The organism is Breznakibacter xylanolyticus, from assembly GCF_003254275.1.
In the GTDB taxonomy this organism is placed as follows: Bacteria; Bacteroidota; Bacteroidia; order Bacteroidales; family Marinilabiliaceae; genus Breznakibacter; species Breznakibacter xylanolyticus.
The window spans coordinates 76,795-99,344 of record NZ_QKZK01000015.1 but is presented as its reverse complement, the minus strand read 5'-3'; the positions used below and the strand labels follow the sequence as shown (position 1 = coordinate 99,344).

At 44.8% G+C, this 22,550-nt stretch carries 17 protein-coding genes; 6 read left to right on the top strand and 11 right to left on the bottom strand.

Translation table 11 applies throughout. The annotated features are described in order from the left end of the window. From LX69_RS17980 to LX69_RS10445, 3 genes are all read right to left on the bottom strand, one after another. Positions 1-253 (bottom strand): hypothetical protein (locus LX69_RS17980; RefSeq protein WP_221621338.1); only part of this gene is annotated, 253 nt, incomplete at its 3' end. 286 nt (positions 254-539) lie between these two features. After that, complete coding sequence (locus tag LX69_RS10450; RefSeq protein WP_111445970.1) at positions 540-1,307, bottom strand: ABC transporter ATP-binding protein; 768 nt, start codon at positions 1,305-1,307, stop codon at positions 540-542. Further along, positions 1,304-2,044, bottom strand: a complete 741-nt coding sequence (locus LX69_RS10445) for an MlaE family ABC transporter permease (RefSeq protein WP_111445969.1) — start codon at positions 2,042-2,044, stop codon at positions 1,304-1,306. The genes LX69_RS10450 and LX69_RS10445 overlap by 4 nt, the downstream gene beginning before the upstream one ends. Before the next feature lie 78 nt (positions 2,045-2,122). On the opposite strand from LX69_RS10445, the gene LX69_RS10440 reads away from it, so the two are divergent. Continuing rightward, positions 2,123-3,202, top strand: coding sequence for a mannose-1-phosphate guanylyltransferase (locus LX69_RS10440; RefSeq protein WP_111445968.1), 1,080 nt, complete (start codon positions 2,123-2,125; stop codon positions 3,200-3,202). A gap of 71 nt (positions 3,203-3,273) precedes the next feature. Here the strand turns inward: LX69_RS10440 and porN are convergent, their stop codons facing one another. From porN to topA, 7 genes are read right to left on the bottom strand one after another with little or no spacing between them, the layout of a single operon-like run. Beyond that, a complete protein-coding gene (gene porN, locus LX69_RS10435) occupies positions 3,274-4,149 on the bottom strand; it encodes a type IX secretion system ring subunit PorN/GldN (RefSeq protein ID WP_170124328.1) in 876 nt (291 codons plus the stop codon). 21 nt (positions 4,150-4,170) lie between these two features. Then, positions 4,171-5,718 carry a type IX secretion system motor protein PorM/GldM gene (gene porM, locus LX69_RS10430; RefSeq protein ID WP_111445966.1) on the bottom strand — a complete coding sequence of 516 codons (1,548 nt, stop codon included), beginning with the start codon at positions 5,716-5,718 and terminating at the stop codon, positions 4,171-4,173. 30 nt (positions 5,719-5,748) lie between these two features. Further along, positions 5,749-6,744, bottom strand: coding sequence for a type IX secretion system motor protein PorL/GldL (gene porL / locus LX69_RS10425; RefSeq protein WP_111445965.1), 996 nt, complete (start codon positions 6,742-6,744; stop codon positions 5,749-5,751). Positions 6,745-6,801: 57 nt separating this feature from the next. Further along, positions 6,802-8,130, bottom strand: a complete 1,329-nt coding sequence (gene porK / locus LX69_RS10420; protein ID WP_111445964.1) for a T9SS ring complex lipoprotein PorK/GldK — start codon at positions 8,128-8,130, stop codon at positions 6,802-6,804. A 35-nt stretch (positions 8,131-8,165) separates the two neighbouring features. Beyond that, the gene (locus tag LX69_RS10415; protein ID WP_146260710.1) at positions 8,166-9,257 is read right to left on the bottom strand and encodes a PorP/SprF family type IX secretion system membrane protein; all 1,092 of its coding nucleotides are present in this window, start codon (positions 9,255-9,257) and stop codon (positions 8,166-8,168) included. A 21-nt stretch (positions 9,258-9,278) separates the two neighbouring features. Beyond that, the gene (locus tag LX69_RS10410; RefSeq protein ID WP_111445962.1) at positions 9,279-10,451 is read right to left on the bottom strand and encodes an arginase family protein; all 1,173 of its coding nucleotides are present in this window, start codon (positions 10,449-10,451) and stop codon (positions 9,279-9,281) included. A 6-nt stretch (positions 10,452-10,457) separates the two neighbouring features. Beyond that, positions 10,458-12,929: a type I DNA topoisomerase gene (gene topA, locus LX69_RS10405; RefSeq protein ID WP_111445961.1), complete on the bottom strand. Its 2,472-nt coding sequence runs from the start codon at positions 12,927-12,929 to the stop codon at positions 10,458-10,460. 311 nt (positions 12,930-13,240) lie between these two features. Between topA and LX69_RS10400 the strand changes: the two genes are divergently transcribed. The 3 genes from LX69_RS10400 (at position 13,241) to radA (ending at position 17,636) form a co-directional block, all read left to right on the top strand. Next, positions 13,241-15,604, top strand: coding sequence for a transglycosylase domain-containing protein (locus LX69_RS10400; protein ID WP_111445960.1), 2,364 nt, complete (start codon positions 13,241-13,243; stop codon positions 15,602-15,604). A gap of 161 nt (positions 15,605-15,765) precedes the next feature. Further along, positions 15,766-16,260, top strand: coding sequence for a D-glycero-beta-D-manno-heptose 1-phosphate adenylyltransferase (gene rfaE2 / locus LX69_RS10395; protein ID WP_111445959.1), 495 nt, complete (start codon positions 15,766-15,768; stop codon positions 16,258-16,260). 2 nt (positions 16,261-16,262) lie between these two features. After that, positions 16,263-17,636: a DNA repair protein RadA gene (gene radA / locus LX69_RS10390; RefSeq protein WP_111445958.1), complete on the top strand. Its 1,374-nt coding sequence runs from the start codon at positions 16,263-16,265 to the stop codon at positions 17,634-17,636. An 81-nt stretch (positions 17,637-17,717) separates the two neighbouring features. On the opposite strand, the gene LX69_RS10385 is transcribed toward radA, so the two are convergent. Continuing rightward, on the bottom strand, positions 17,718-19,646 hold the full coding sequence (locus tag LX69_RS10385) for a glycoside hydrolase family 97 protein (protein ID WP_111445957.1): 1,929 nt from the start codon (positions 19,644-19,646) through the stop codon (positions 17,718-17,720). A 214-nt stretch (positions 19,647-19,860) separates the two neighbouring features. On the opposite strand from LX69_RS10385, the gene LX69_RS10380 reads away from it, so the two are divergent. Together LX69_RS10380 and LX69_RS10375 are read left to right on the top strand one after the other, a co-directional pair. Further along, positions 19,861-21,000 (top strand): hypothetical protein, encoded by a 1,140-nt coding sequence (locus tag LX69_RS10380; RefSeq protein ID WP_111445956.1) that lies wholly within the window; start codon positions 19,861-19,863, stop codon positions 20,998-21,000. Between the two features lie 166 nt (positions 21,001-21,166). Further along, on the top strand, positions 21,167-21,640 hold the full coding sequence (locus LX69_RS10375) for a hypothetical protein (protein WP_111445955.1): 474 nt from the start codon (positions 21,167-21,169) through the stop codon (positions 21,638-21,640). Positions 21,641-22,550 lie beyond the last annotated feature (910 nt).

Sequence of the window (22,550 nt, the reverse complement as noted above, 5' to 3'; positions counted from 1 at the left end):
ACCTTGTATTTAGGTACTTCCCAATATTTTCAAAGATCGTTTCTTGTTGCTTTCGCTTTGCTTGGCTTCCCAAGCGGGCTGCAAAGATAAAGACTTTATTTTTGAACTTCCAAATGTTTTTTCTTTTTTTTTTCGTGACCGAAACCGGTGAAGGTCGATGGTCAAAAGTGAAAAAAATCAGTATTTCAATGGTTTCGTCTTCCGGCTGTGTGTCGCTCTCGTTCGAGCGTCGTGACCGTTTTTGCGGCTGCAAAGATAAAGGATTTATTTTCTAACTTCCAAATCTTTTTTCAAAGTTTTTTCGGTCGGCGTTTTTCGGTGTTTTGTCACCTTATTCGGCCTTTTCATCATCCCTTGTCGGCAGGCTTCCCGTTGAAAGCGGATGCAAAACAACGGCTATTTTTTTGCTTTTCCAAATCATTCGGGCTGTTTCTGGCTAAAGAAATGCTTAAATAGTGTTTTCAGGCTTAGCACGTGGGGGTTACGAGAGAGAGGAAACTGGAATAGCGATAATCAATTCTTTGAATTCCTTATTTGCATTAGCATTTCGCTAGAGAATGCACCCGCCGTATCTTCTTAAATAGTTCCGAAGCAAAAACGAAATCATTCAAAACTTCATTGTCTGAATCAAAAATTTCATCCTTGGTTCCTTCCCAATGCTTCACTCCCTCATGTAAGAATATAATCTTTTCACCAATTCCCATCACCGAATTCATATCATGTGTATTCACAATGGTGGTAATGTCATATTCGGTGGTAATCTCCCGGATCAATTCATCAATTACAATAGATGTTCGTGGATCAAGACCTGAATTTGGTTCGTCACAAATCAAATAACGCGGATTTAAAGAAATGGCACGAGCAATCGCAACCCGCTTTTGCATACCGCCACTAATCTCAGAAGGATAACGTTGATTTGCATTTTCTAAATTAACCCTCTTCAAACAAAAATTGACCCGTTCATCTTTTTCAGACAAACTCATATTTGAAAACATATCCAATGGGAATCGTACATTTTCTTCCACTGTCATATAATCAAACAACGCTGATCCCTGGAATAACATCCCGATTTCCTTCCGGATGTTTTTTCGCTCCAATGAATTCATCCCTATAAAATTTCTTCCATCATACAAAATTGCACCATCATCAATTTGATGTAGCCCCACTATCGATTTAATCAAAACTGTTTTACCAGAGCCACTCTGACCGATAATTAAATTTGTTTTACCTTTTTCAAAACTCGCACTAATATCATCCAATACAATCCGACCTTCAAATGATTTCCTTAATCCAACAATCTCGATCATGTTAACAATAATTGAGTAATCAACAGGTTAAAAAGCAAAATCTGAATACTACTTACCACAACTGCTTTAGTACTTGCTACGCCAACTTCCAAGGCACCACCTGAAGAGAAGTAACCCCAATATGCAGAAACAGTGGAGATAATAAATGCAAAAATGACAGACTTAATCAATGAATAAACCACGTAGAAAGGATTAAATATATATTGAATCCCATAAATAAAATCATCAGAAGGCACCAACCCGGTTAGTAATCCGGCAAGCCACCCTCCTAACAATCCGATCCCCATACTCATCACAACTAAAAAAGGAAAAATAAAAACACACGCAAGTACTTTGGGTAAAACTAGATAATTAACAGAGTTGATCCCCATGATATCAAGAGCATCAATCTGTTCAGTAACTCTCATCGTACCTATCTCTGAAGCAATATTCGAGCCAACACGCCCAGCCAATATTAAACAGACAATGGTCGATGAGAATTCTAATATAATGGAATCACGGGCAACCAAACCGACTGTAAATCGAGGGATTAAAGGACTAAAAATATTCAATGATGTTTGCCAGGTAATGACAGCTCCCATAAACACCGAAATTATAGCCACTATTCCAATTGACTTTAAACCCAAACTTTCTACATCCCGCAAAAACAAACGAGCAAAAATCCCATGTTTCTCTGGTTTATCAAAGATCTGTCTTACAAACAATGAATATCGCCCTATGTGGAAAAACACACTCATACTGTTGAATAAATAGAAATAGCTGCTAATTTAGCGCATTCTTTCATATATTAAAGAAACAAATACCTACAAATAATTATGGCAACACAAAATACCTTCTGTGTGATTATGGCTGGCGGTATCGGCAGTCGATTTTGGCCGCTAAGTAAAGAAAACAGACCTAAACAATTTCTCGATATCTTAGGTACAGGCAAAACGCTTATTCAGCAAACCTACGAACGCATCCTCCCTTTGTGCCCGCAGGAGAACTTTTATGTCGTCACAAATATAGAATATAAACAAACAGTCCTGGATCAGCTCCCGAATTTGTCTCCCCAACAAATTCTTACCGAACCAACTCGCCGCAACACGGCCCCTTGCATCGCTTTTGCAAATGCGCATATTAAAAGAAAAAACCCGAATGCTCTAATTATTGTAGCTCCATCTGATCATTTAATTACCAATGAAGACGTCTTTAGACATAACATCTCAGACGGACTAAAATTCGTCGAAAAAGAAAAAGCTTTACTCACTTTAGGTATTAAACCTCACCGCCCAGAAACAGGTTATGGATACATCCAAATTACTCATGACAACCAAGATAATCCGGTAAATTTTCATCCTGTTAAAACATTTACTGAAAAACCGAACCTAGAATTGGCCAAAGTGTTTTTTGAAAGTGGTGAGTTCTTTTGGAATTCAGGTATTTTTATTTGGTCTTTAAATTCTATTCAAGATGCATTTCAAAAATTCCTACCTGACATGCATGATCTCTTTGAAAACTATTCTCTCGCAATCAACACACCCGATGAGAATAAAATACTTAGCGACACTTTTCTTACATGTAACAGCATCTCTATTGACTATGGCATAATGGAAAAGGCACATAATGTCTACGTGCAAACAGTAAACTTCGGCTGGTCGGATTTAGGTACCTGGACAAGTTTGTTTGAACATTCACAAAAAGATCATAACAACAACGCCATAGTAAGCGGGAAAGTCTTATTGTACCAGTCTAAGGATACTGTGGTTCACTTGCCGGAAAACAAAATTGCAGTCATTCAGGGACTAGAAAATTATATTGTTGTCGAATCGGAAGAAGCACTACTCATTTGTCCCAAACAAAACGAACAACAAATTCGACAGTTTGTTACAGATGTAAAAACAGAACTCTTGTAAAATAAAATCAATAAAAAGAAACAAAAAAAAGGAAGGCTTAAACCTTCCTTTTTTTATTAATATCTACACTATTAAAATTCCCACAAATCATGTTCAAAAGTGGCAATTTCATTTTTTATCCGTTGTGACTCCAACATAGCATCTAAGCCCTGAGCATATTGATCTATTTGACGATTATTATATACGTTTGCTTCTTTCACGATATACGAATTAAAATATCGTTTGGCAAAAATATCATCAAATGTTCGTCTTTGAGCATCATTCTTCGGATTAAAAACCTCATGACTGGCAAAAAGATCCCTTGCTTCATTAAAATAAATCCAGCAAACTTGTTTCTTCTTTACCTGATCATTAGTGCCGTCGGATTCAACAAATTCTCTGATGGGACAAATTCCTAAAATTCGTACATCTAAGCGAGAATAATTGCGATCGAAAAACCAGATCTCCTTAACAAGCAACTGCTTAATCTCATCGGGTTTCATTTCTCCCTCGATAACCTTTTTTTCAAACAAACCTGTCACAACATTTTGAACCTCATGAGTATCTCTGACAGCACCCATCTCATACTTCAATTGATCAAAAGACATGATCGTTTGAAATTCATCATTTGTTTTGGTTGAAAAAGCTGTTAACCCCTTAGATTCAACACCATGCATAATCAAATTTATCAAACTAAATCGATCATCCATACGCTGAATTGGATAATATAGCGGCAAATTGATTCTTTCACGCAAATCAACAATACGCCATACCTTCTTAGCCCACAAAACATCTGCTTCACGGATATATGGAAATGGAATGGGGCGATTATTTTTAACGTGATTCTTTTCAAACAAACCATTCAATCGCTGTGATTCAGTTGTATCACGCTCTTGAACACCTTGCGCCTGACCTGACAATGATACCATCATCAAACCCATTGCCATTATGAAGAACACCTTTTTCATGGTATGCATGTATTATATTTTTCAATCCAATGTTAAGGAAATACCCCCTAAAGCCTTTGAAACTTTATCGGGTCCAACAGCGCGAATCTCAGTTATAAAAACTTTCGATCCACGACCTAAGCTTCTAATCAATTCTTTCTGAGCTGGCGTGAAACGGTTATTTGTTGACGGTTCATCCACACTGTAACCATTCTTAACTGCTGAAACAACAAATCTAGTCACATTGTATTCTAATTCGAAATCAAAATCTTCCATTTCAGCGAAAACACCTGTTTGCTCTAATAGTAAACTCTTTGATATCTTACCTTCTGACTTACCAGCTACTTTAGCAATAGGAGCCGGAATACGCTTAATACGAAAATCCATACTTCCCAGGTTACGTTTTTTCCCATCAATATCAGCAGATACTGATATTGTGGACTTTCCACCAGCCGTTCCTGGTTTAACCCGAACCATATAACCATCTCCTTTTTTTGTAAAGGTAGCATTTGTCATTGATATAGACAACTGATTAGAATTGGCTCCCGGAGCTGATATTGTTACAGGATTTTCAACCCCCTCGTAAAACACATTCATCTTAGTGGGGGATATGACAACCATTGGGTCAATTACTTCATATTCACTTTTTACCGTGTAAGTCTTAGGGGTTCCGTCGGGACCAAAAAGTTGAATTTCAGCATTAATAGGCTTTTTCCCTGTTGAACTTGCAGGTACCCGCAACAAACCAATACCTTTCTCAACAGGAATATCAGAACCATTAACCTTAATTTTAGTATCTGCAGTAGAATCAGATGCAGCGACCATCACTTGAGCCAAAAATTCACCGCCTCTAATTACAACCTTAGAGTTAGCAATGACCAAAGGCTCAATTTTATTAAATTTAAACGTCCCTTCATCATTCTTTGATAGCAAATACCGCAATACATCAGCCTCAGCATTACGTACATCACTCGTTAATTTGCTCATCAATGCCAAAGAAGCAGACATTGGTAAATGTTCAAATTTTTCACTTTCCCATGATCTTTGAATACCCTCTTTAGCAGTTGGATCAGAGGTGCTTAGCATTGCGGAGACATTACTCCTGAGTACGCTGTCAGTTTCAATATACCCCAACAACATATCCTTTAGCTCATTGATCTTGGCTTTAAGTTGTTTTGAACGATCTCCACCCTGCTCAACAATCATCACCTGAGCCGCAATATCCTGATTATCAGCCCCTGTGTAATTATCAGGTGTGGCATTAGGATCATCACTCACTTTCTGAACCATGTACAGTTTAAGATCATTTATTTGTTTTACCAATTCATCTGCTGCAACACGAATTTTCTGAGCATTTTCCCACGATTGTGTGGCTCGAGGATTTACAACAGCGGCATTTTGCAAATCGCCATATAAAATACCACACTTCTTTTCAACAGTACTAACAGATTGTTGTATGCTTTTATCAACCAACTCGAAAGCTTTCAATAATTCACCCGAAACATTTAAAGCCAACATAGCCGTAAGGAAAAGATACATCATACCGATCATCTTTTGCCTCGGGGTTTCGGGACAGTTTCCTCCACTCATAAGTTAAGATTTTTTTGAGTTTGAAAATAGTTATCTAGTCCCTGCATTCATTGCACTCAGCATATTGCCATATATGGTATTTAACTCACCAATAGACTGACTCAGCTTTGAAACCTGTTCTTTATATTGTTTCGTTTCGTTAACCGACTGCAACAATTGCTCTTTCACATCATTCATGCCTTTAATCATGGAATTAGCAACCTCAAACTGTGCTGAATTATTTTTTAATTGTAATTCATACATCGAGTTGATTGAAGATAAATTCTTATTCATACCATCCATTTGCTCAGCATATGATTTACTACTATTGGAAACACGGTCTATTTCCTGGCTCATAGCTTGAGTCAAACGTGTATAAGAACCACTCATCGCTTCAGTAGAACGATTCAATTCTTCTACAAATTTTTTGCCTGAAGCATTTAAGTCGTCTGCCAAACGAGAACCACTCTGAGTTATAGCCTGAGCTGTTGAATCATAAGACTTAGCGAGTTGCGAAGCTGAATCCTCAAGCAACTTGACTGATTTAGTCTGAGTAGAAGTCAAATTACCAACAGACTCAGATGCCTGTTTCAGATTCTTCAAGTAAGAATCAGTAACTAAAGAAGCATCTGTCAAATCAGAAAGTTGTGATGTTGTATTAGAAAGTTTTTTAATTCCCTCAGCTAACTTTTCTACAACAGCAGGTTCTAAATGCCCACTTTCAATTAAAGCAGCTAAATCACTTCCGCCACCACCATGACTCACTCCTGATTTAACGCCACCTGCATGATGAGACTCTTTAGGCTCAAGACCAACAAGTTCTGGGTAAACCAAACTCCAATCGGGCATTTGATGGGGAGGTTCAAAAGCAGATAAGAAGAAAATAATGATTTCGACACCCATCCCAATTACCAACATCGGGCCAGCACCTGGATAGTGTTGAATTTTAAATAATGCTCCTGCTAAAACGACGGCTGCACCCCAACCATAAACTTTTGCCATTAATTTTTTATACCCGGGGCTTTCTACCAATTCTGTAAGACTCATATGACCTGAATTTTTAAGATTTACTTCAAAAAAATAATTATAGATTAAGAATATTTATCAATCTCCAATATAATCACGCACACATCTAAAGCCAACATAAGATTTTGATGAATCCTGGTATTCATAAGTACGCGTACCAGTTTGAAGGAAATACGCAACGTCTTTCCAAGATCCACCTCGAATTACTTTACGCTTCATCACGGTAGGATCATCGGGTAAAGCATTATACTTATATGTGGGATTAAAATCATGAGTAAAACTGTAAGAAGACTCATCAAAAGATCCTGAAGTCCATTCAGCAACATTACCAGCCATATCATAGAGACCAAAATCATTTGGTTGATATGTTGCCACGGCAACCGTATTCATTCCTCCATCATCACCATAACGACCTCGTAAAGGCTTGAAGTTCGCAAGGAAGCAACCTCTATCGTTACGGGTATAATACCCTCCCCATGGGTACATGCCATTGTCCAAACCGCCTCTTGAAGCATATTCCCATTCAGCTTCAGTAGGTAAACGATAATCCATTACCCAAGGTTGACCTTTCGACAACAAGAAATTATTGAGCAATTGAGTTCTCCAGACACAAAATGCTGAAGCCTGCTTCCAATTTACACCTACAACGGGATATTCGTCAAAACCAGGATGCCAAAAATACATTTGTGTCCAAGGTTCGTTAAATGAATAGGTGAAATCAGCAATCCAACAAAGCGTATCAGGATATACATTCACGCGATCCTTCATAATAAAGGCAGAACGATCGGCAATCGCCTTTTCTTTACCATCTAAACCAATGACAGTTCCTTCGTACTTTTTTGTTTCGAAGTTATATCGATTAGATTTTTTTGCAGCTTGCATCAAATCAACCCATTCGTAATCGTACATTAACTTACGAGAATCAATCTCCTTACGACGAAAAAATCTCTCATTTTCAGGAAGGAACATTTCATCAAGGATTTCAGCATACTCCTCATTGGTCCAATCTAAATCAGCACTCCAATCCAAGATAGGCGGATTCAATTCATTCCCAAACTGATCTTCAGTAATTAAAAACTCTTCAAACTGATCGCCCAATAGTCGACGAGCAATTGAATCACGAACCCAATAGACAAATTGGCGATACTCACTGTTGGTAATTTCGGTCTCATCCATCCAGAAAGAACGCATTGAAACCGTTTTGGTTTGTGAGGTCAAAGCCCAGGAAACATCTTGGTCGTTAGGTCCCATGTTGAAGCTCCCGGAAGGGATAAACAACATACCGTAAGGATCCGGCTCATAAAAAGATCCTAATGCCGGAGCTCCTACCAGCTCTCCGTTCCCAGACTTTGAACAACTGCTGAGAATCAGGAGCGCCATACTAAACAGGGCAAGTACTTTCTTCATATTCTGTGTGTATCTGAATTATTCAAATCTCAAAACTATAAAAATCTGACACTTTTGTAACTTTTTCCTTTTTTATCAATTCTTAAATCAAACTGATAACCTACCATAATCTCGTGCGAACCGCCATAATTAGCAGCAAATTGAGAAGCCGGAATATCATAACTGTAACCGATTTTCAGTCCATTTTTCATTTCTATTCCTAACAAAACAATTACAGCATCCTGAAAACGATACCCCAAACCACCCCAGTACCGCTTTTTAAAGGTAGCAGTCATATCAATTTCACCTTGATAAGATGCGACATCAGACATTAGAAGCACTGAAGGTTTCAATACAATTGGTCTGTCAGGTATCGCAAACTCATATCCACCGGTTGCATAAAAAGTTCTGCGAAAATAGTGAAAATAATTGTCATCAAAATCAGGTTGCGGATTAAAGAGGTGCAAAACAGAAAATCCGGCATGCCAATTATGGGTTTGATAAAAGACACCAATCCCCAAATCGAAAGCATTTCCAGATAATTCAGAAGAAACCATTAATCCATCCTGATTTGAATGAAAATCGGACAACCCATATTTATCGCCCAGATACCACTCCGGCTTCAAAACATGATTGATCACCCCCATGCTTACCCCTGCATTTAACATCCCATCTTGAAGACGAAAGATTGCACTCCCCATCAGGTTGATTGCAATTTCGTTGAAAAAGCCGATTTGATCATTTGAAAAAACAATGCCCAAACCTGCTTCATTCCCCAAAAAGTTTATCGGAAAATCGGCTCCAAAAACCGTTGTTTTTGGTCCACCACTGACACCAACCCACTGTTGTCGGCTACCAGCGACTAAATTAACCAATTCGCTACTACCGGCATAAGCTGGATTCAATGACAATTCATTAAACCTATATTGACTACTCAATGAAGTCTGTTGCGACACGAGAACAAATGTATTGCAAAATAATACAAAAAATGTTAGTGCACCACAGCTTCCGTCAAATAATGGTCGAATAATGATTTTATTCTTTTTAAAGCCATTGTTAAAACTATGAAACAATTGGTTCAAAAAAAAATAATTCAACCGCAAAAAGAACATTAATTTTTTACTGCCAAAAGTCCCCAAAGGTTTCAAGAATTAGTGTTTTTCAATATATCAAAACTGATTTTCAACAGAAGAACAATCCATTGACCGAAGCACGACCCACCATTGCTCAGGCACACTGCCTTCGCAAAAATTCTTATAATCAGCTTCAGAGCAAGCAATAACACGAGCGCAGTCATCATTTTTTAACTCCACCCACCATCGATTATTAGTGGGGTTACAGAAAAATTGGATGTCAAGACCGATTTCATCCTGGCAAACATGGAAATTGGCATAACTATCCAAACTACGCATCGGGTAATCTCCATAACGAAAAGCGATGCCTTCGATTACATGCCAAAAGATCTGAGCAGCCAAGATGACAGAAGACCCTGTGACATCGGTTTCGGCTGTCAGTTCAAAAAGACCAAAAACACGCATTTGATCACTTAAACCGGCATACCAGCCAATCTGACAAGCCTGATGAGCAGAAAGACCATTTGGCATGGGTATTGCCTGCCCCGGCATATCTGCATGTGCAATGGCAGAAACATCGAAACTGACACAGTGTGTATCGCGTAATACAGGTTCAACCAGATGAATCCCATCGCCGCGCAAATCGCCCAATCGAAGAACCTTCATGCCATTGTCGGCAATAATTTCATCTTGAGTATTGCCAACAAGATATTTTTGAGTTGCAACAAGCGAAACATGATCGGGAAAAACAGCATTAGAGTTCCGCAATGACATCAAAAAATTATTGGCCAATGCTTCATCCGAACCACCATCATCCATTAAAGCATCCACTACACATAAATGAGCATCAGGTAACACTGATTGCATGCCAACATACAATGGAATTGTAAAATCCTGACTACCACCAATAACAATCAACGGGATTTGTAACTCAGAGAAATAACGAGCAACCTCCCGCATGGCAACATACTTATCTATAATTGAGTTCCCCAACACATTACCAAGCTCGAGAATCCTTACCGAACGACTGTTTCGTCGCAATCCGTATAAATAAGGACGAATAAGCTGGGGTGTTAGCCTGCAACCCAGATTGTTACATGAATTAACAGATTCGTCGATGCCGGCAATTGCTACTTGAAAGTCAGCAATCTGAAGATGCTCCAAATCATGAAGCCTAACAATCGAAGAAACGACTGCATCCTGCTCCGGTAAAAGCCTCCAAGGCCTCACCTTTACAGGCTGAAAGAAATGCTTCAATTGATTATGCATGGAACATCAAGATTTTTTTGCAGACTTAGCGCCTGATTTAGTGGTTGTTTTTTTAGTCGTCGTTTTTTTTTGCGCAACCTTTTTTGACGTGGCTACATCAGATTTTGACACCGCCGCCTTTGCAGTCTTACTAAAACGCCCAGATTTTTTGGGAGCAGGCTGACTTTCAATCAACTTCATGCAATCGTCTTTACTCAACGTAGCTGCATCAGTATTTTTAGGGATTTTGTAATTCCCTCCATTGAAAGAAATGTAAGGTCCCCATCGACCGTTCAAAATTTTCAGCTCAGGTTCATCATCAAACGCGCGAATCAGTTTGTTATTGTCCTCTTCACGTTTATCTAAAATGAGTTGAATGGCACGTTCCAATGAAATTTCATAAGGATCGTCGCCCTTTTTGATAGAAACGAATTTACCATTGTGACGCACATAAGGACCAAAACGCCCAATGGCCACCACGACTTTATACGATTCAAACTCGCCCAAATCTCGGGGCAATCGGAATAAATCCAAAGCCTCGTCAAGAGAAATGGTTTCGATGTGTTGCCCGGTACGAAGGCTGGCAAATCGAGGTTTTTCCTCTGAATCAGGATCACTTTCCCCAATTTGAGCCATCGGGCCAAAACGCCCAATTTTTACCAACACAACTTTTCCGCTTTCGGGATCATTTCCCAAAATACGTTCACCGGTATTGCGTTCGGACTTTTCGATGGTTTCTTCAACCTGTAAATGAAAAGGTTTATAGAAACGATCAATCACCTTTTGCCAAACCAATTTTCCTTCAGCAATTTCATCAAACTCCTTTTCGACATTGGCAGTAAAGTCAAAATCCATGACTTTTTGAAAGTATTTGACCAAAAAGTCATTCACAACAATGCCAATGTCGGTCGGGAACAATTTATTTTTTTCGGCACCTGAAATTTCAATTTTTTCGGAGTGGAGCACCTGGCCATTTTTCAACAGGAGATGCTGATACTTCCGCTCCACACCAGGACGCTCTTCCTTCACCACATAACCGCGCTGTTGAATGGTAGAAATGGTGGGCGCATAAGTAGATGGTCGCCCAATTCCTAATTCTTCGAGCTTACGCACCAAGCTGGCTTCAGTGTACCTGGCAGGTTTTTGATTCCAGCGCTGCCGAGCTTCAGCTTCAGAAAGGGTGAGCACTTGATTCTTCTCGACCGGAGGCAATAAAAGGGACTGTTCGTCATCGCCTTCTTTGTCATGGTCGTTGGATTCGATATATACTTTAAGGAAACCATCAAACCGAATCACTTCACCGGTTGCAACAAACTGTTCAGACTTCCCTTGAACACTAATAGAGATGACCGTCCGTTCAAGCTGAGCATCGGCCATTTGAGAGGCGATGGTTCGTTTCCAAATCAGCTCATATAACCGCTGCTCAGCAGAAGAGCCGACAATAGTTTCGTCCTGCAGATAAGTCGGACGAATGGCTTCGTGAGCTTCTTGAGCCCCTTTGGCTTTGGTTTTAAATTGGCGTGTATAATGATATTTCTCACCCATTTGCGAACGAATGACAGAGGCAGCCGAAGCAATGGCCACATCAGAGAGATTCACCGAGTCGGTACGCATATAGGTGATTTTCCCGGCTTCATAGAGTTTTTGAGCCACTGACATGGTTTGACTCACAGAGAAGCCGAGCTTACGAGCGGCTTCCTGCTGCAAGGTTGAAGTGGTAAAAGGTGGAGCCGGAGATTTGGTAGCCGGTTTTTTCTCAACATTATCAACAAGAAACGAGGCATTGACACAATGCTGAAGAAATTCACGTGTTTGCTCAAGTGTTTCAAAACGACGCGACAATTCGGCCTTGATAACCTGAACCTTTCCTTTGGACTCGGCAACGGTAAACACGGCGGCAACACGGTAGCTATCTTTGGATTCAAAATGAAAGATTTCACGTTCACGCTCCACCAACAAACGAACCGCAACGGACTGAACCCGACCTGCAGAGAGGCTTGGTTTCACTTTTTTCCAAAGCACTGGAGACAACTCAAATCCGACCAATCGGTCGAGCACACGCCGGGCTTGCTGGGCATCGACCAAGTGCTTATCAATCGCACGCGGATGTTGTACCGCTTTGAGGATGGCATCTTTCGTAATTTCATGAAAGACAATGCGACGCGTAGAATTATCCTTCAAATTAAGCTCTTCGAAAAGATGCCATGCAATGGCTTCTCCCTCACGATCCTCATCGGAAGCGAGCCAAACCGTTTGTGCGTTTGCGGCCAAACTTTTGAGTTCACGCACCACCTCCTTTTTGTCGTCGGAGACCACATACTGAGGCTGATAATTATTTTTGATGTCGATGCCAAAATCCGCTTTGGCCAAATCACGGATATGACCATAACTGGATTTCACCACAAAATCGCTCCCCAAGAATTTTTCAATGGTTTTAGCTTTGGCAGGCGACTCGACAATCACCAGGTTTGTAAGGGCATCAGTTTGTTTTTTAGCCATCAGAATATCTTTGCGCGCAATGCTCGTTAATTGATTTAGCGGTCAAAAATAAAAAAATAATTCCGACCATGTCAATAAAACATTTGATGAAATCAGGCGTCGACCCGAGCAGGTGATTAAATTTACTATTTTTACGGCTCACATTTCGTTGCCGAAAAAGCGGAATGCTCCAAGAACAACACAGCTCAACTCACCCTCTAAAAGGCCGTGTCCAGGTGGCGTTCTGCCGTGTCAACAAACATCCTTTGATAAATTAATGATGAATTCTAAACAACCGTCTTAACCTTGATAATTGATTAAAAATATTGCCAATGAAATTCATTCAACGCCCCATCGACAAAAGGATAGCCCTTTTCTGGGGTCTATTTAGCGGCATGCTGCTGTTGGTTTTGCTGTTTTTCTTCCTCTTATCAGTGGGAGCCCTCGGCTTTATGCCCTCATTTGAAGAACTTGAAAATCCCAAAAGCAACCTGGCCACCGAAATCATTTCGGCCGATCAACAAGTTTTAGGAACATTTTATGAGGAAAACCGAAGCTATTCAGATTATGAAGAGCTGTCGCCCCATCTGATCAATGCCCTTGTTGCCACAGAAGATGCCAGATTTCACAGTCACTCGGGAGTCGATGCCCGTGGTTTGGGTCGGGTGTTTTTCAGAACCATTTTAATGGGCGACAAAAATGCAGGAGGGGGCAGCACCATCACCCAGCAGCTGGCCAAACTGCTGTTTCACGATCGTGCCTCCAACATTTGGGAGCGCGGCAGTCAAAAACTCAAAGAATGGATCATTGCCATTAAACTGGAACGGAGCTATACCAAAGAGGAAATCCTGACGATGTACCTCAATAAAGTCCCATTTATATATGATGCCTTCGGGATTAAATCAGCCACGAAGACTTTTTTCAACACCACACCCGACTCCATCAAAATCGAACATGCCGCGGTATTGATCGGGATGTTGAAGAATCCTGCATTATACAATCCCGTTCGTCGACCCGAGTTGACAGTCCAACGAAGAAATGTGGTAATGGGTCAAATGATGAAAGCCGGTCACCTGACCCGTGCAGAGTTCGACTCACTGTGCGCCCTTCCGCTTGGATTGGCGTTTAAACGCATGGATCACATCGAAGGTCTGGCACCTTACTTTAGGGAACACATCCGATTAATCATGTCGGCCAGTGAACCCAAACGCGAACGTTACCCCAGTTATCTCATTCACAAATATGAAGAAGACAGTGTGGAATGGGTCAACAACCCCCTTTACGGATGGATTAACAAGAACCTGAAATCAGACGGAACCAAATATGACATCTATCGCGACGGACTTAAAATATACACCACCATTGACTCGCGCATGCAGCAATATGCCGAGCGAGCCATGACCCAACATTTGGGGGGTGAACTGCAAGACGCTTTTTATGAAGATAAAAAAACAGCCCGTCGCCCGCCATTCACCTTTCGCCTGACACCCGAACAATACGACAACATCATTCATCATGCGATGCGCAACACCGAGCGTTATCGCCATCTGAAGGAAAGTGGCGCCAACAAAGACAGCATCAACAAAGTGTTTAACACCCCGGTGCCCATGAAAGTATTCTCATGGAAAGGCGACAAAGACACAGTGATGACCCCCCGCGACTCCATCTTATACTACAAATTTTTCTTGCGGGCAAGCATGCTCTCCATCGACCCACTGTCGGGGCACATCAAAGCTTACGTGGGCGGACCGAATTACAAACATTTTAAATACGACATGGTGTCGTTAGGCAAGCGGCAAGTGGGATCAACCATCAAACCGTTTGTTTACACCCTGGCCATGCAGGAAGGACACTCGCCCTGCGACCTTGTGCCCAACGTTCCCCAAACCTTCACACTGCCCGAAGGAGGCAGCTGGACACCCAAGAATTCCTCCGACGCGCGCGAAGGGGAGATGGTATCTTTGAAATGGGGACTGGCCAACTCCAACAACAACATCACTGCCTGGGTGATGAAACAATACAACCCCCAAGCCGTGGCCAACATGATTCACACCCTTGGCGTGAAAAGCCACATGGATGCCGTTTACGCATTGTGCCTGGGAACCCCCGAACTGTCGCTGATGGAAATGACAGCCTCGTACTGCACCTTTGCCAACAAAGGCGTGTACACCGAGCCCATCATGGTGACCCGCATTGTGGATAAATTCGGCACCGTAGTGGCCGACTTCCACCCGCGCCGTCGGGAAGCCATCAGCGAGACCTCGGCCTTCCTCATGCTCAATCTGCTGCAAGGAGTTATCAACCAGGGAACCGGGATGCGCTTGCGGGGAGCAAAATATGGCCTTCGCGGCGAAATAGGCGGCAAAACCGGCACCACCCAAAACCACTCCGACGGTTGGTTCATTGGGGTGACCCCCAACCTGGTGACAGGCGTATGGGTGGGTGGCGAAGACCGCGACATCCACTTTGACCGACTCAATCTGGGGCAGGGAGCCAACATGGCATTACCAATTTGGGGACTTTACATGAAAGGCGTATACGGCAACAAAGCAATCAAAATCACCGAAGACGACACATTTGAACGCCCGGCCGACTTCAACATTGACCTCACCTGCAGCGATTCGCACCAGGTGTCGGCCAACGAGGGCGAAATAGACGAAGCCCCGGCCACGGAGGAAGGTGACATCTTTTTTTAAGTTAAGAGTCGCAAAGTTGCAAAGTGCCTAAGGGAAGAAGTGTAGAAGTGTAGAAGTGTAGAAGTGTAGAAGAAAGAATATCGAATTGCGATAGAGAAATCCAAACAAAACAGCCCTGCTCTCCTCACTGGGAAATGAAAAGAGGGCAACATGATCAACCCATGAACCACTACGAGCAAATACAATCAAAAATAGTGACCCGCCAGCAGGCGCAACAGCAAGTGGCGCAATGGCAAAAGGCGGGCGAAAAAATCGTCTTCTCCAATGGCTGCTTCGACCTGGTGCACCGTGGCCACGTGGAATACCTGTCGCTGGCGGCCAACAAAGGCACGAAGCTGGTGCTCGGCCTCAACACCGATGCGTCGGTGAGTCGCCTCAAAGGCCCCTTGCGCCCATTGGTGGACGAACAGTCGCGGGCATTCCTGCTGGCCGCATTTTCGTTCATCGACCTGGTGGTGTTGTTTGACGAAGAAACCCCCTACGACCTCATCAAAGCCATTCAGCCCGACGTGCTGGTAAAAGGCAGCGACTACAAGCCCGAAGAGATTGTGGGATACGACATCGTGACCGGACGCGGCGGTACGGTCGAGACCGTCGACCTGGTGGAAGGCTTCTCGACCACCAACCTGGTGAAAAAAATTAAGGAGACCCACTGACAATGGCCAAAAGCAAAACCGTGTTTGTGTGCACTGCCTGTGGCGCCGAATCACCCAAATGGATTGGCAAATGTTTTTCGTGCGGGGGGTGGAACACCTATCAGGAAGAGGTGGCCGTGAAGCAGGACAAAACCACCCTTCGCAAAGGCCTGGTATTGGACAGCACGGGCAACAACCGCCCCATGCCGGTGTCGCAGGTGTCGCTGGTAGATTTGCCGCGCATCGACACCCAAAACGGCGAACTAAACCGCGTGCTGGGCGGCGGGCTGGTTCCCGGCTCCATGGTGCTCATTGGCGGCGAACCCGGCATTGGCAAATCGACCCTGGTACTGCAAACCGCCCTGATGCTTCAGACCCAAAAAATCCTTTACGTATCGGGCGAAGAGAGCCCGCAGCAGATTAAACTCCGTGCCGAACGCATCCTGCCCGGGGGCACCGACACCTGTTACATTGTGAGCGAAGTGCTGGTGGAACGCATCCTGGCACACATCGAAAACACCCGGCCCGACCTGCTGGTCATCGACTCCATTCAAACACTGGAGACCGATTACATTGAATCGACACCTGGCAGCGTGTCGCAAATACGCGAATCGACGGCCATATTACTGAAAGTGGCCAAAGAGAAAAACCTGCCCGTGCTGCTCATCGGCCACATCAACAAAGAAGGGAGCATTGCCGGCCCTAAAGTCCTGGAGCACATGGTGGACGTGGTGCTGCAATTTGAAGGCGACCGCAACCACATGTACCGCATCTTACGTTCCATCAAAAACCGGTTTGGCTCCACAGCCGAGCTGGGCATTTTTGAGATGCAGGGCAGCGGGTTACGCGAAGTCACCAACCCGTCGGAGCTGTTGCTGGCTCAGCACGACGAAGCACTGAGCGGCGTGGCCATTGCCTCGGCCGTGGAAGGATTGCGCCCGCTGATGATCGAAGTGCAGGCATTGGTAAGCACAGCCGTGTACGGCAATCCCCAACGCTCGGCCACCGGGTTCGACCTGCGACGGCTCAACATGCTGCTGGCCGTGCTCGAGAAACGTGCCGGATTCAAACTCTCGGCCAAAGATGTGTTCTTCAACGTTGCAGGAGGGCTCAAAGTGAACGATCCGGCCATCGACCTGGGTGTGACCTGCGCCATCCTCTCATCGAACATCGACATTGCCATCACCCCCGGCACCTGCCTGGCAGGCGAAGTGGGTCTGTCGGGCGAGATACGCCCCGTCACCCGCATTGAACAACGCATTGGCGAAGCCGCCAAGCTGGGCTTTCAGCGCATCATCATCCCCAAGCTCAACAAAGGGATTGACTTTAAGAAATCGAAAATTGAAGTCCTGCAAGTGGGCAAAATTGAAGAAGCCTTCAAGCTGCTCTTTTCGTAATCCCGCACACATGAGACATTCAAAAAAGCCGTCCCCACCAGGGAGACGGCTTTTCCATTTACAAACTAATTAAACTACAAATCAATTCACATTGGGATAAAAGGCCACAAAGCCGCCATAAGGTTTCAATTCGATGTCGATGCGTTGATTGACGTCACGACTGACAAACGAATCGGCTTCAGAACCATCGGTGATGAGCGTGCCGGCAGGAGCCGCAAAGGAGGCATCGACCGAAAGTTGGCGAGGCGAGTTTTCGCCGTTGATGGCCACCACATACCAGCCGTTGTCGGCCTGGCGCGCCATCACCACGTATTTGCCGGGATAGCCATCGATAAATCGGGAGGCGTTCCAGCGCGTTGGAAGATTCTGCAAGAATGACTTCACAAAGTCGGGCACTCCGGCCAAACCGTCAGGAGTTTCGGCCATGTGCTGCACGCCACTGGTGAAGAGCACGGGCAAGGCCAGTTCAAAACCATAGGTCGTGCGACGATTGATGCCGGGAATGGACGAGAGGTTCATGGGGGTGAAATCCATGGGGTCGAACACGTTTCGGGTGAAGGGAAGCAAAGCACAGTGCGAAGGCGCCAGATCGGCATTTTGCTGCTCAAAGGTGATGAACTCAAACCCCTTGATGGCCTCGATGGTGACCAGGTTGGGATAAGTGCGCTGCCATCCGCGCGACAGCGTGGCTCCGTGGCAATTGACCATCAACTGATGATCGGCCGCATCTTCGAAAATATCGTGATAATATTGAATCATCGACTGGCCATCGCCGCCAAAAAAGTCGACTTTGATGCCTTTGATGCCCATTTGGCGAATGCGTTCGAACTCAGCACGGCGAGCCTCGCGGGTGAGCAACATGCTTTTGGGCGTGTACTCGGTCGAATTCCAATCGCCCGAAGAGTTGTACCAGAGAATGAGCCCCACATTTTTGGATGCCGCGTAATCGGCCAGCTCCTTCATTTTATCGTAGCCGATGTTGCGATCCCAGTTGACATCGACCAGGCAATAGGCCCAATGCATGTCGGCCGCAAAGTCAATGAAGCGTTTTTGAGTGTCGTAGTTCACCGAGTTATCTTTCAGGATGGCCCAGCTCCACGAGGCAATACCGGGTTTCACAAACGAGAAATCCTTATCGATGGCCGGAGCGGCCAGGTCGGTGCCCAGGGTTGACTCGACGATGTTGCCGAGGTTTCCCACAGCCATGATGCGCCAGGGCGACTGCCAGGGCAAAACCGACTGCGGGTTGACGCCGCCATTGGTGAAAGCTTCGCGCGGGTCGGGGAATCCCACTTTAAAGGTGTTGGCACCCGCATCCACCAGTCGGGTTCCGCAATAGGTGCGATGCAGATCGGTTTCGGAGATGAGCGTCCAAACGTCGCCCGAGTTGAACAACGCCGGGTAAATCCATCCGGCCTTGAGGGGAGCGGGCGTTCCGGGCGCCACCTCCATCACGTAATGCTCCTCGTAAGAGTTGTTGGTTTGGCACCATCCGGTTTTGGCCTCAGACATGGGCTGCAGCCAGCTTTTGGTGCTGTCGGGGAAGTGAAACGAGGTGAGCTCATCGACAATGGATCGCACCACCGACACGTCGTCCGCCTGCGGGAACCGATAGCGGAAAGCCACGGCATTGTTGGAAACACGAAACACCACTTCCATCACCTTGCCCGAACTGCTGTGAAGAGTCACCACCTGCTCGTTGGCCTGGTAAGTCACCTGCGCTTGCTTGCCGGTGAGCAGTTCATACCGGTCGGTCACCTCCACGGGCTCACTCACCCCCTGCCATGAGAGATTGCGGCTAAAGTCCTCGTCGGCCATGACGATGCCCAGACGCGAGGGCAACAACACGGAGTCATTGCCATAAAGCACCGAGTAATGCACCATGCCGCTATCGCCCAGCGATACCGAAACTTTCATTTGCCCGTTGGGGCTAAGCACGTCCACCTGCGAGGGACGGGAGCATCCCACCAAAATGGATAAGAAAACAAGGGGAACCCATAATTTTTTCATAGATGTACTGTTTTAATGACAAGATGATTCCATCGAACAGCCGAAGAGATCGGGATCCGGAAAGAGAAAAACCGGCTGCTGATTTGTTGACGAATGTTAACTTTGCTCAAAAATAATCAATCCCATGAATCCCCATAGCATCCGCATCCATAATAAAAGTGGACAAACCGTTATAAATATATCATCAACCGCCACTCAAACACCACCGCTCCGTATGTCAAAGCCCGTTCGCATCATTGTCGCCGCCCTGTTGTTATGCATGATGAATCTCCCCGTCCATGGCCAGTTCAACTACGAGCGACTGCATCATTACGCCGAGTTTGACACATTGGATGCCGACAAGCTCTTTTTCAGAATTGATAACCACAACTTCTTTAAAAACTACGAATATTTTGGCGACTACACCGAGGGATACACCATGCTGGGACACGACCTGGCACCGTCGTTCCTTTACTATGCCGGCAACCGGGTGCGCTTGCAGGTCGGCGCCCATCTGAAGAAATACAGCGGTGAGCAGGATTTTTCGGAGATAAAACCCATCATTTCGCTGCACAGCCGGCTCACGCCCCATCTCGACATGATCATTGGCACACTGCGGGGCACCGTGCACCACAGCATACTCGAGCCCATCCTCGATCCCGAGAAGCTTTACGCATCGCCCCTCGAAAACGGACTGCAATTTATCTACAACAGCCGCCAATGGCATGCCGACACGTGGATCAACTGGGAGCAGTTTATCAGGCATGGCGACAACAAGCCCGAGAAATTCACCTTTGGACTGAGTTCGACCTACCACCTGTTGCGCGATTCGGCCCACTGGCAAATCAGCATCCCCGTGCAGCTATTGGCCGCGCACACCGGAGGGCAAATCAGCAACTTCGACGAACCCATGCAAAGTCTGGCCAATGTGGCCATCGGTTTCGAGTTTTCGCGCAAGCCCGTGGCCTCGCGCATCGACGAGATAAAATGGACCGTGTCGGGACTGGGATATAAAGATTTGACCAAAAAGTCGGGACTGCCCTTCACCACGGGCAAAGCCTTTTACACCACCCTGCAAATGACCACCCGCCAGCTGCAACTGATGGTGGGTTACTATGGCGCCACCAACTATGTGGCACCCCGGGGCAGCGCCCTCTTCCAGTCGGTGTCGGACTACAACCCGATTATTTACAGCAAGCACCGCAACCTGGCAACAGGCAAAATGCTGTTTACCCATCAGCTATACCGCGACATCCGCCTGGGGGTGATGGCCGAGGGATACTACGATTTGGATGCCGGCCAGCTGGAATATGCTTATGGCGTGAATTTGATGCTGATGCCCTCGTGGTTTTTATTGAAGAAGGCCATCAATTGACAGGGCAAGGCACCCGGGGAAACATCGGGATGGCATTTCCGCACCCCCCTTTTGGGTTGATTGATGCCCCCTTTTTATCCTGATTTTTAACAGAACTTAAGGTTTGGACTTGCATAAATCGATGAAGCGATTAATTTCGCATTGAACAAAACTTAATACTGTTTTTATGAATCCAAATCTTCATGCTCAACAAATTCCGGCGCAAACGCTGACGGAGGTTCAACGCAAACTGACCGAAGTAACCACTCTGCTGAGACCTTACATGGCATCGCTCACTGTGGCCGATCGTCAGGTGTTGCCCAAAATGGGCGAAAAAACCCTGGCATTCGTCACCAAAGCCCGAGAGTATGCCGGCCAACAACCCGAGCTATTGCCCGCTTACATCAACAAGGCCGATTTTGACATTGATGTGGCCGATGCTGTCAACCTGATTGCCCTGAAATCGCAAATCGACCAGATGGCCTCGCTCATCGACGACACCATGCTTCTGGCCGGCAGCGAAGCTTACACAGCATCGCTGGCCTTTTACAACAGCGTGAAACAGGCCGCCCGCCAAAACGTGCCAGGCGCCAAAGTTATACACGATGATTTATCGGCTCGCTTCGCCACCCGAAGCCGAAAGGTGGAATCTACTCAATAAGTGGCAGGCCCGGTGCATCACCGGGCTTTTTTTTTACCCGATGACTCCACCGCGTTGACCCCCATCGACTCAAAAACTGACAAACTGACACGCACAACCCCCAACGTCCTACCAAAAACTGACAACGTCCTACCAATGGGGTAGGACGTTGTCAGTTTTTGACCTCCCATCGACCCAAAAACATGCGACATCGACCAAAAAAAACAGGACGTCGCATTTAAAACACAGGACGTCGCATTAAAGAAACAGGGCATCGCATAAAAAATACAGGACGTCGCATTTAAAACACAGAAGGTTGAACCAATCTCATGCAACATCGAGTCAAAATGAGAGAACAACGCATAAAACAGATGCGATGTTGACAAAAAATAATGCGACATCGCCTCAAAAAAAGTCGACACCGCTCGAAAAACATGCGACATCGTCTCCAAAAAACAGACAAGCGAGTATAATAAATGCAACATCGGATGTTTTAAATGCGCTGCCGGATGTTTCAGACAGAACATCGCATTAAAAACTGACAATCACGACAGTTTGAGAGCGGTGAGCAAAGCAAAAAAGAGGGAAAGGGAATGACGAAAGCCGTCAGAATGAGAAGTGGTGACCATCCACATGATTATTGGTAATATGAGTCACCAGGTAACGGTTATCGCGTTCAATGTCGTTTAGTTAGTGACAATCGAATAAAAGACAAGAAGAATTTTAGACAGCAGACAGATCGATTAGACTGAGAAGACGAAGAAGACAGATCTAATTATCTTTCCTTATCTCATCATCTGTCTCATCGTCTTACGTCTTCTTCTCTTAACTTAACGACATTGGTATAAAATTACTCATTTTACAAGCCGATGGGTAAAAATTATCAAACAGACCATTGATTGAAGCATCACAGAGTCAGAATAAACGCAAA

What these genes read in the sequence shown, in the direction of transcription:
- LX69_RS10450 (WP_111445970.1), bottom strand. Translation starts at nt 1,307, where the DNA reads ATGATCGAGATTGTTGGATTAAGGAAATCATTTGAAGGTCGGATTGTA.
- LX69_RS10445 (WP_111445969.1), bottom strand. Translation starts at nt 2,044, where the DNA reads ATGAGTGTGTTTTTCCACATAGGGCGATATTCATTGTTTGTAAGACAG.
- LX69_RS10440 (WP_111445968.1), top strand. Translation starts at nt 2,123, where the DNA reads ATGGCAACACAAAATACCTTCTGTGTGATTATGGCTGGCGGTATCGGC.
- porN (WP_170124328.1), bottom strand. Translation starts at nt 4,149, where the DNA reads ATGAAAAAGGTGTTCTTCATAATGGCAATGGGTTTGATGATGGTATCA.
- porM (WP_111445966.1), bottom strand. Translation starts at nt 5,718, where the DNA reads ATGAGTGGAGGAAACTGTCCCGAAACCCCGAGGCAAAAGATGATCGGT.
- porL (WP_111445965.1), bottom strand. Translation starts at nt 6,744, where the DNA reads ATGAGTCTTACAGAATTGGTAGAAAGCCCCGGGTATAAAAAATTAATG.
- porK (WP_111445964.1), bottom strand. Translation starts at nt 8,130, where the DNA reads ATGAAGAAAGTACTTGCCCTGTTTAGTATGGCGCTCCTGATTCTCAGC.
- LX69_RS10410 (WP_111445962.1), bottom strand. Translation starts at nt 10,451, where the DNA reads ATGCATAATCAATTGAAGCATTTCTTTCAGCCTGTAAAGGTGAGGCCT.
- topA (WP_111445961.1), bottom strand. Translation starts at nt 12,929, where the DNA reads ATGGCTAAAAAACAAACTGATGCCCTTACAAACCTGGTGATTGTCGAG.
- LX69_RS10400 (WP_111445960.1), top strand. Translation starts at nt 13,241, where the DNA reads ATGAAATTCATTCAACGCCCCATCGACAAAAGGATAGCCCTTTTCTGG.
- rfaE2 (WP_111445959.1), top strand. Translation starts at nt 15,766, where the DNA reads ATGAACCACTACGAGCAAATACAATCAAAAATAGTGACCCGCCAGCAG.
- radA (WP_111445958.1), top strand. Translation starts at nt 16,263, where the DNA reads ATGGCCAAAAGCAAAACCGTGTTTGTGTGCACTGCCTGTGGCGCCGAA.
- LX69_RS10385 (WP_111445957.1), bottom strand. Translation starts at nt 19,646, where the DNA reads ATGAAAAAATTATGGGTTCCCCTTGTTTTCTTATCCATTTTGGTGGGA.
- LX69_RS10380 (WP_111445956.1), top strand. Translation starts at nt 19,861, where the DNA reads ATGTCAAAGCCCGTTCGCATCATTGTCGCCGCCCTGTTGTTATGCATG.
- LX69_RS10375 (WP_111445955.1), top strand. Translation starts at nt 21,167, where the DNA reads ATGAATCCAAATCTTCATGCTCAACAAATTCCGGCGCAAACGCTGACG.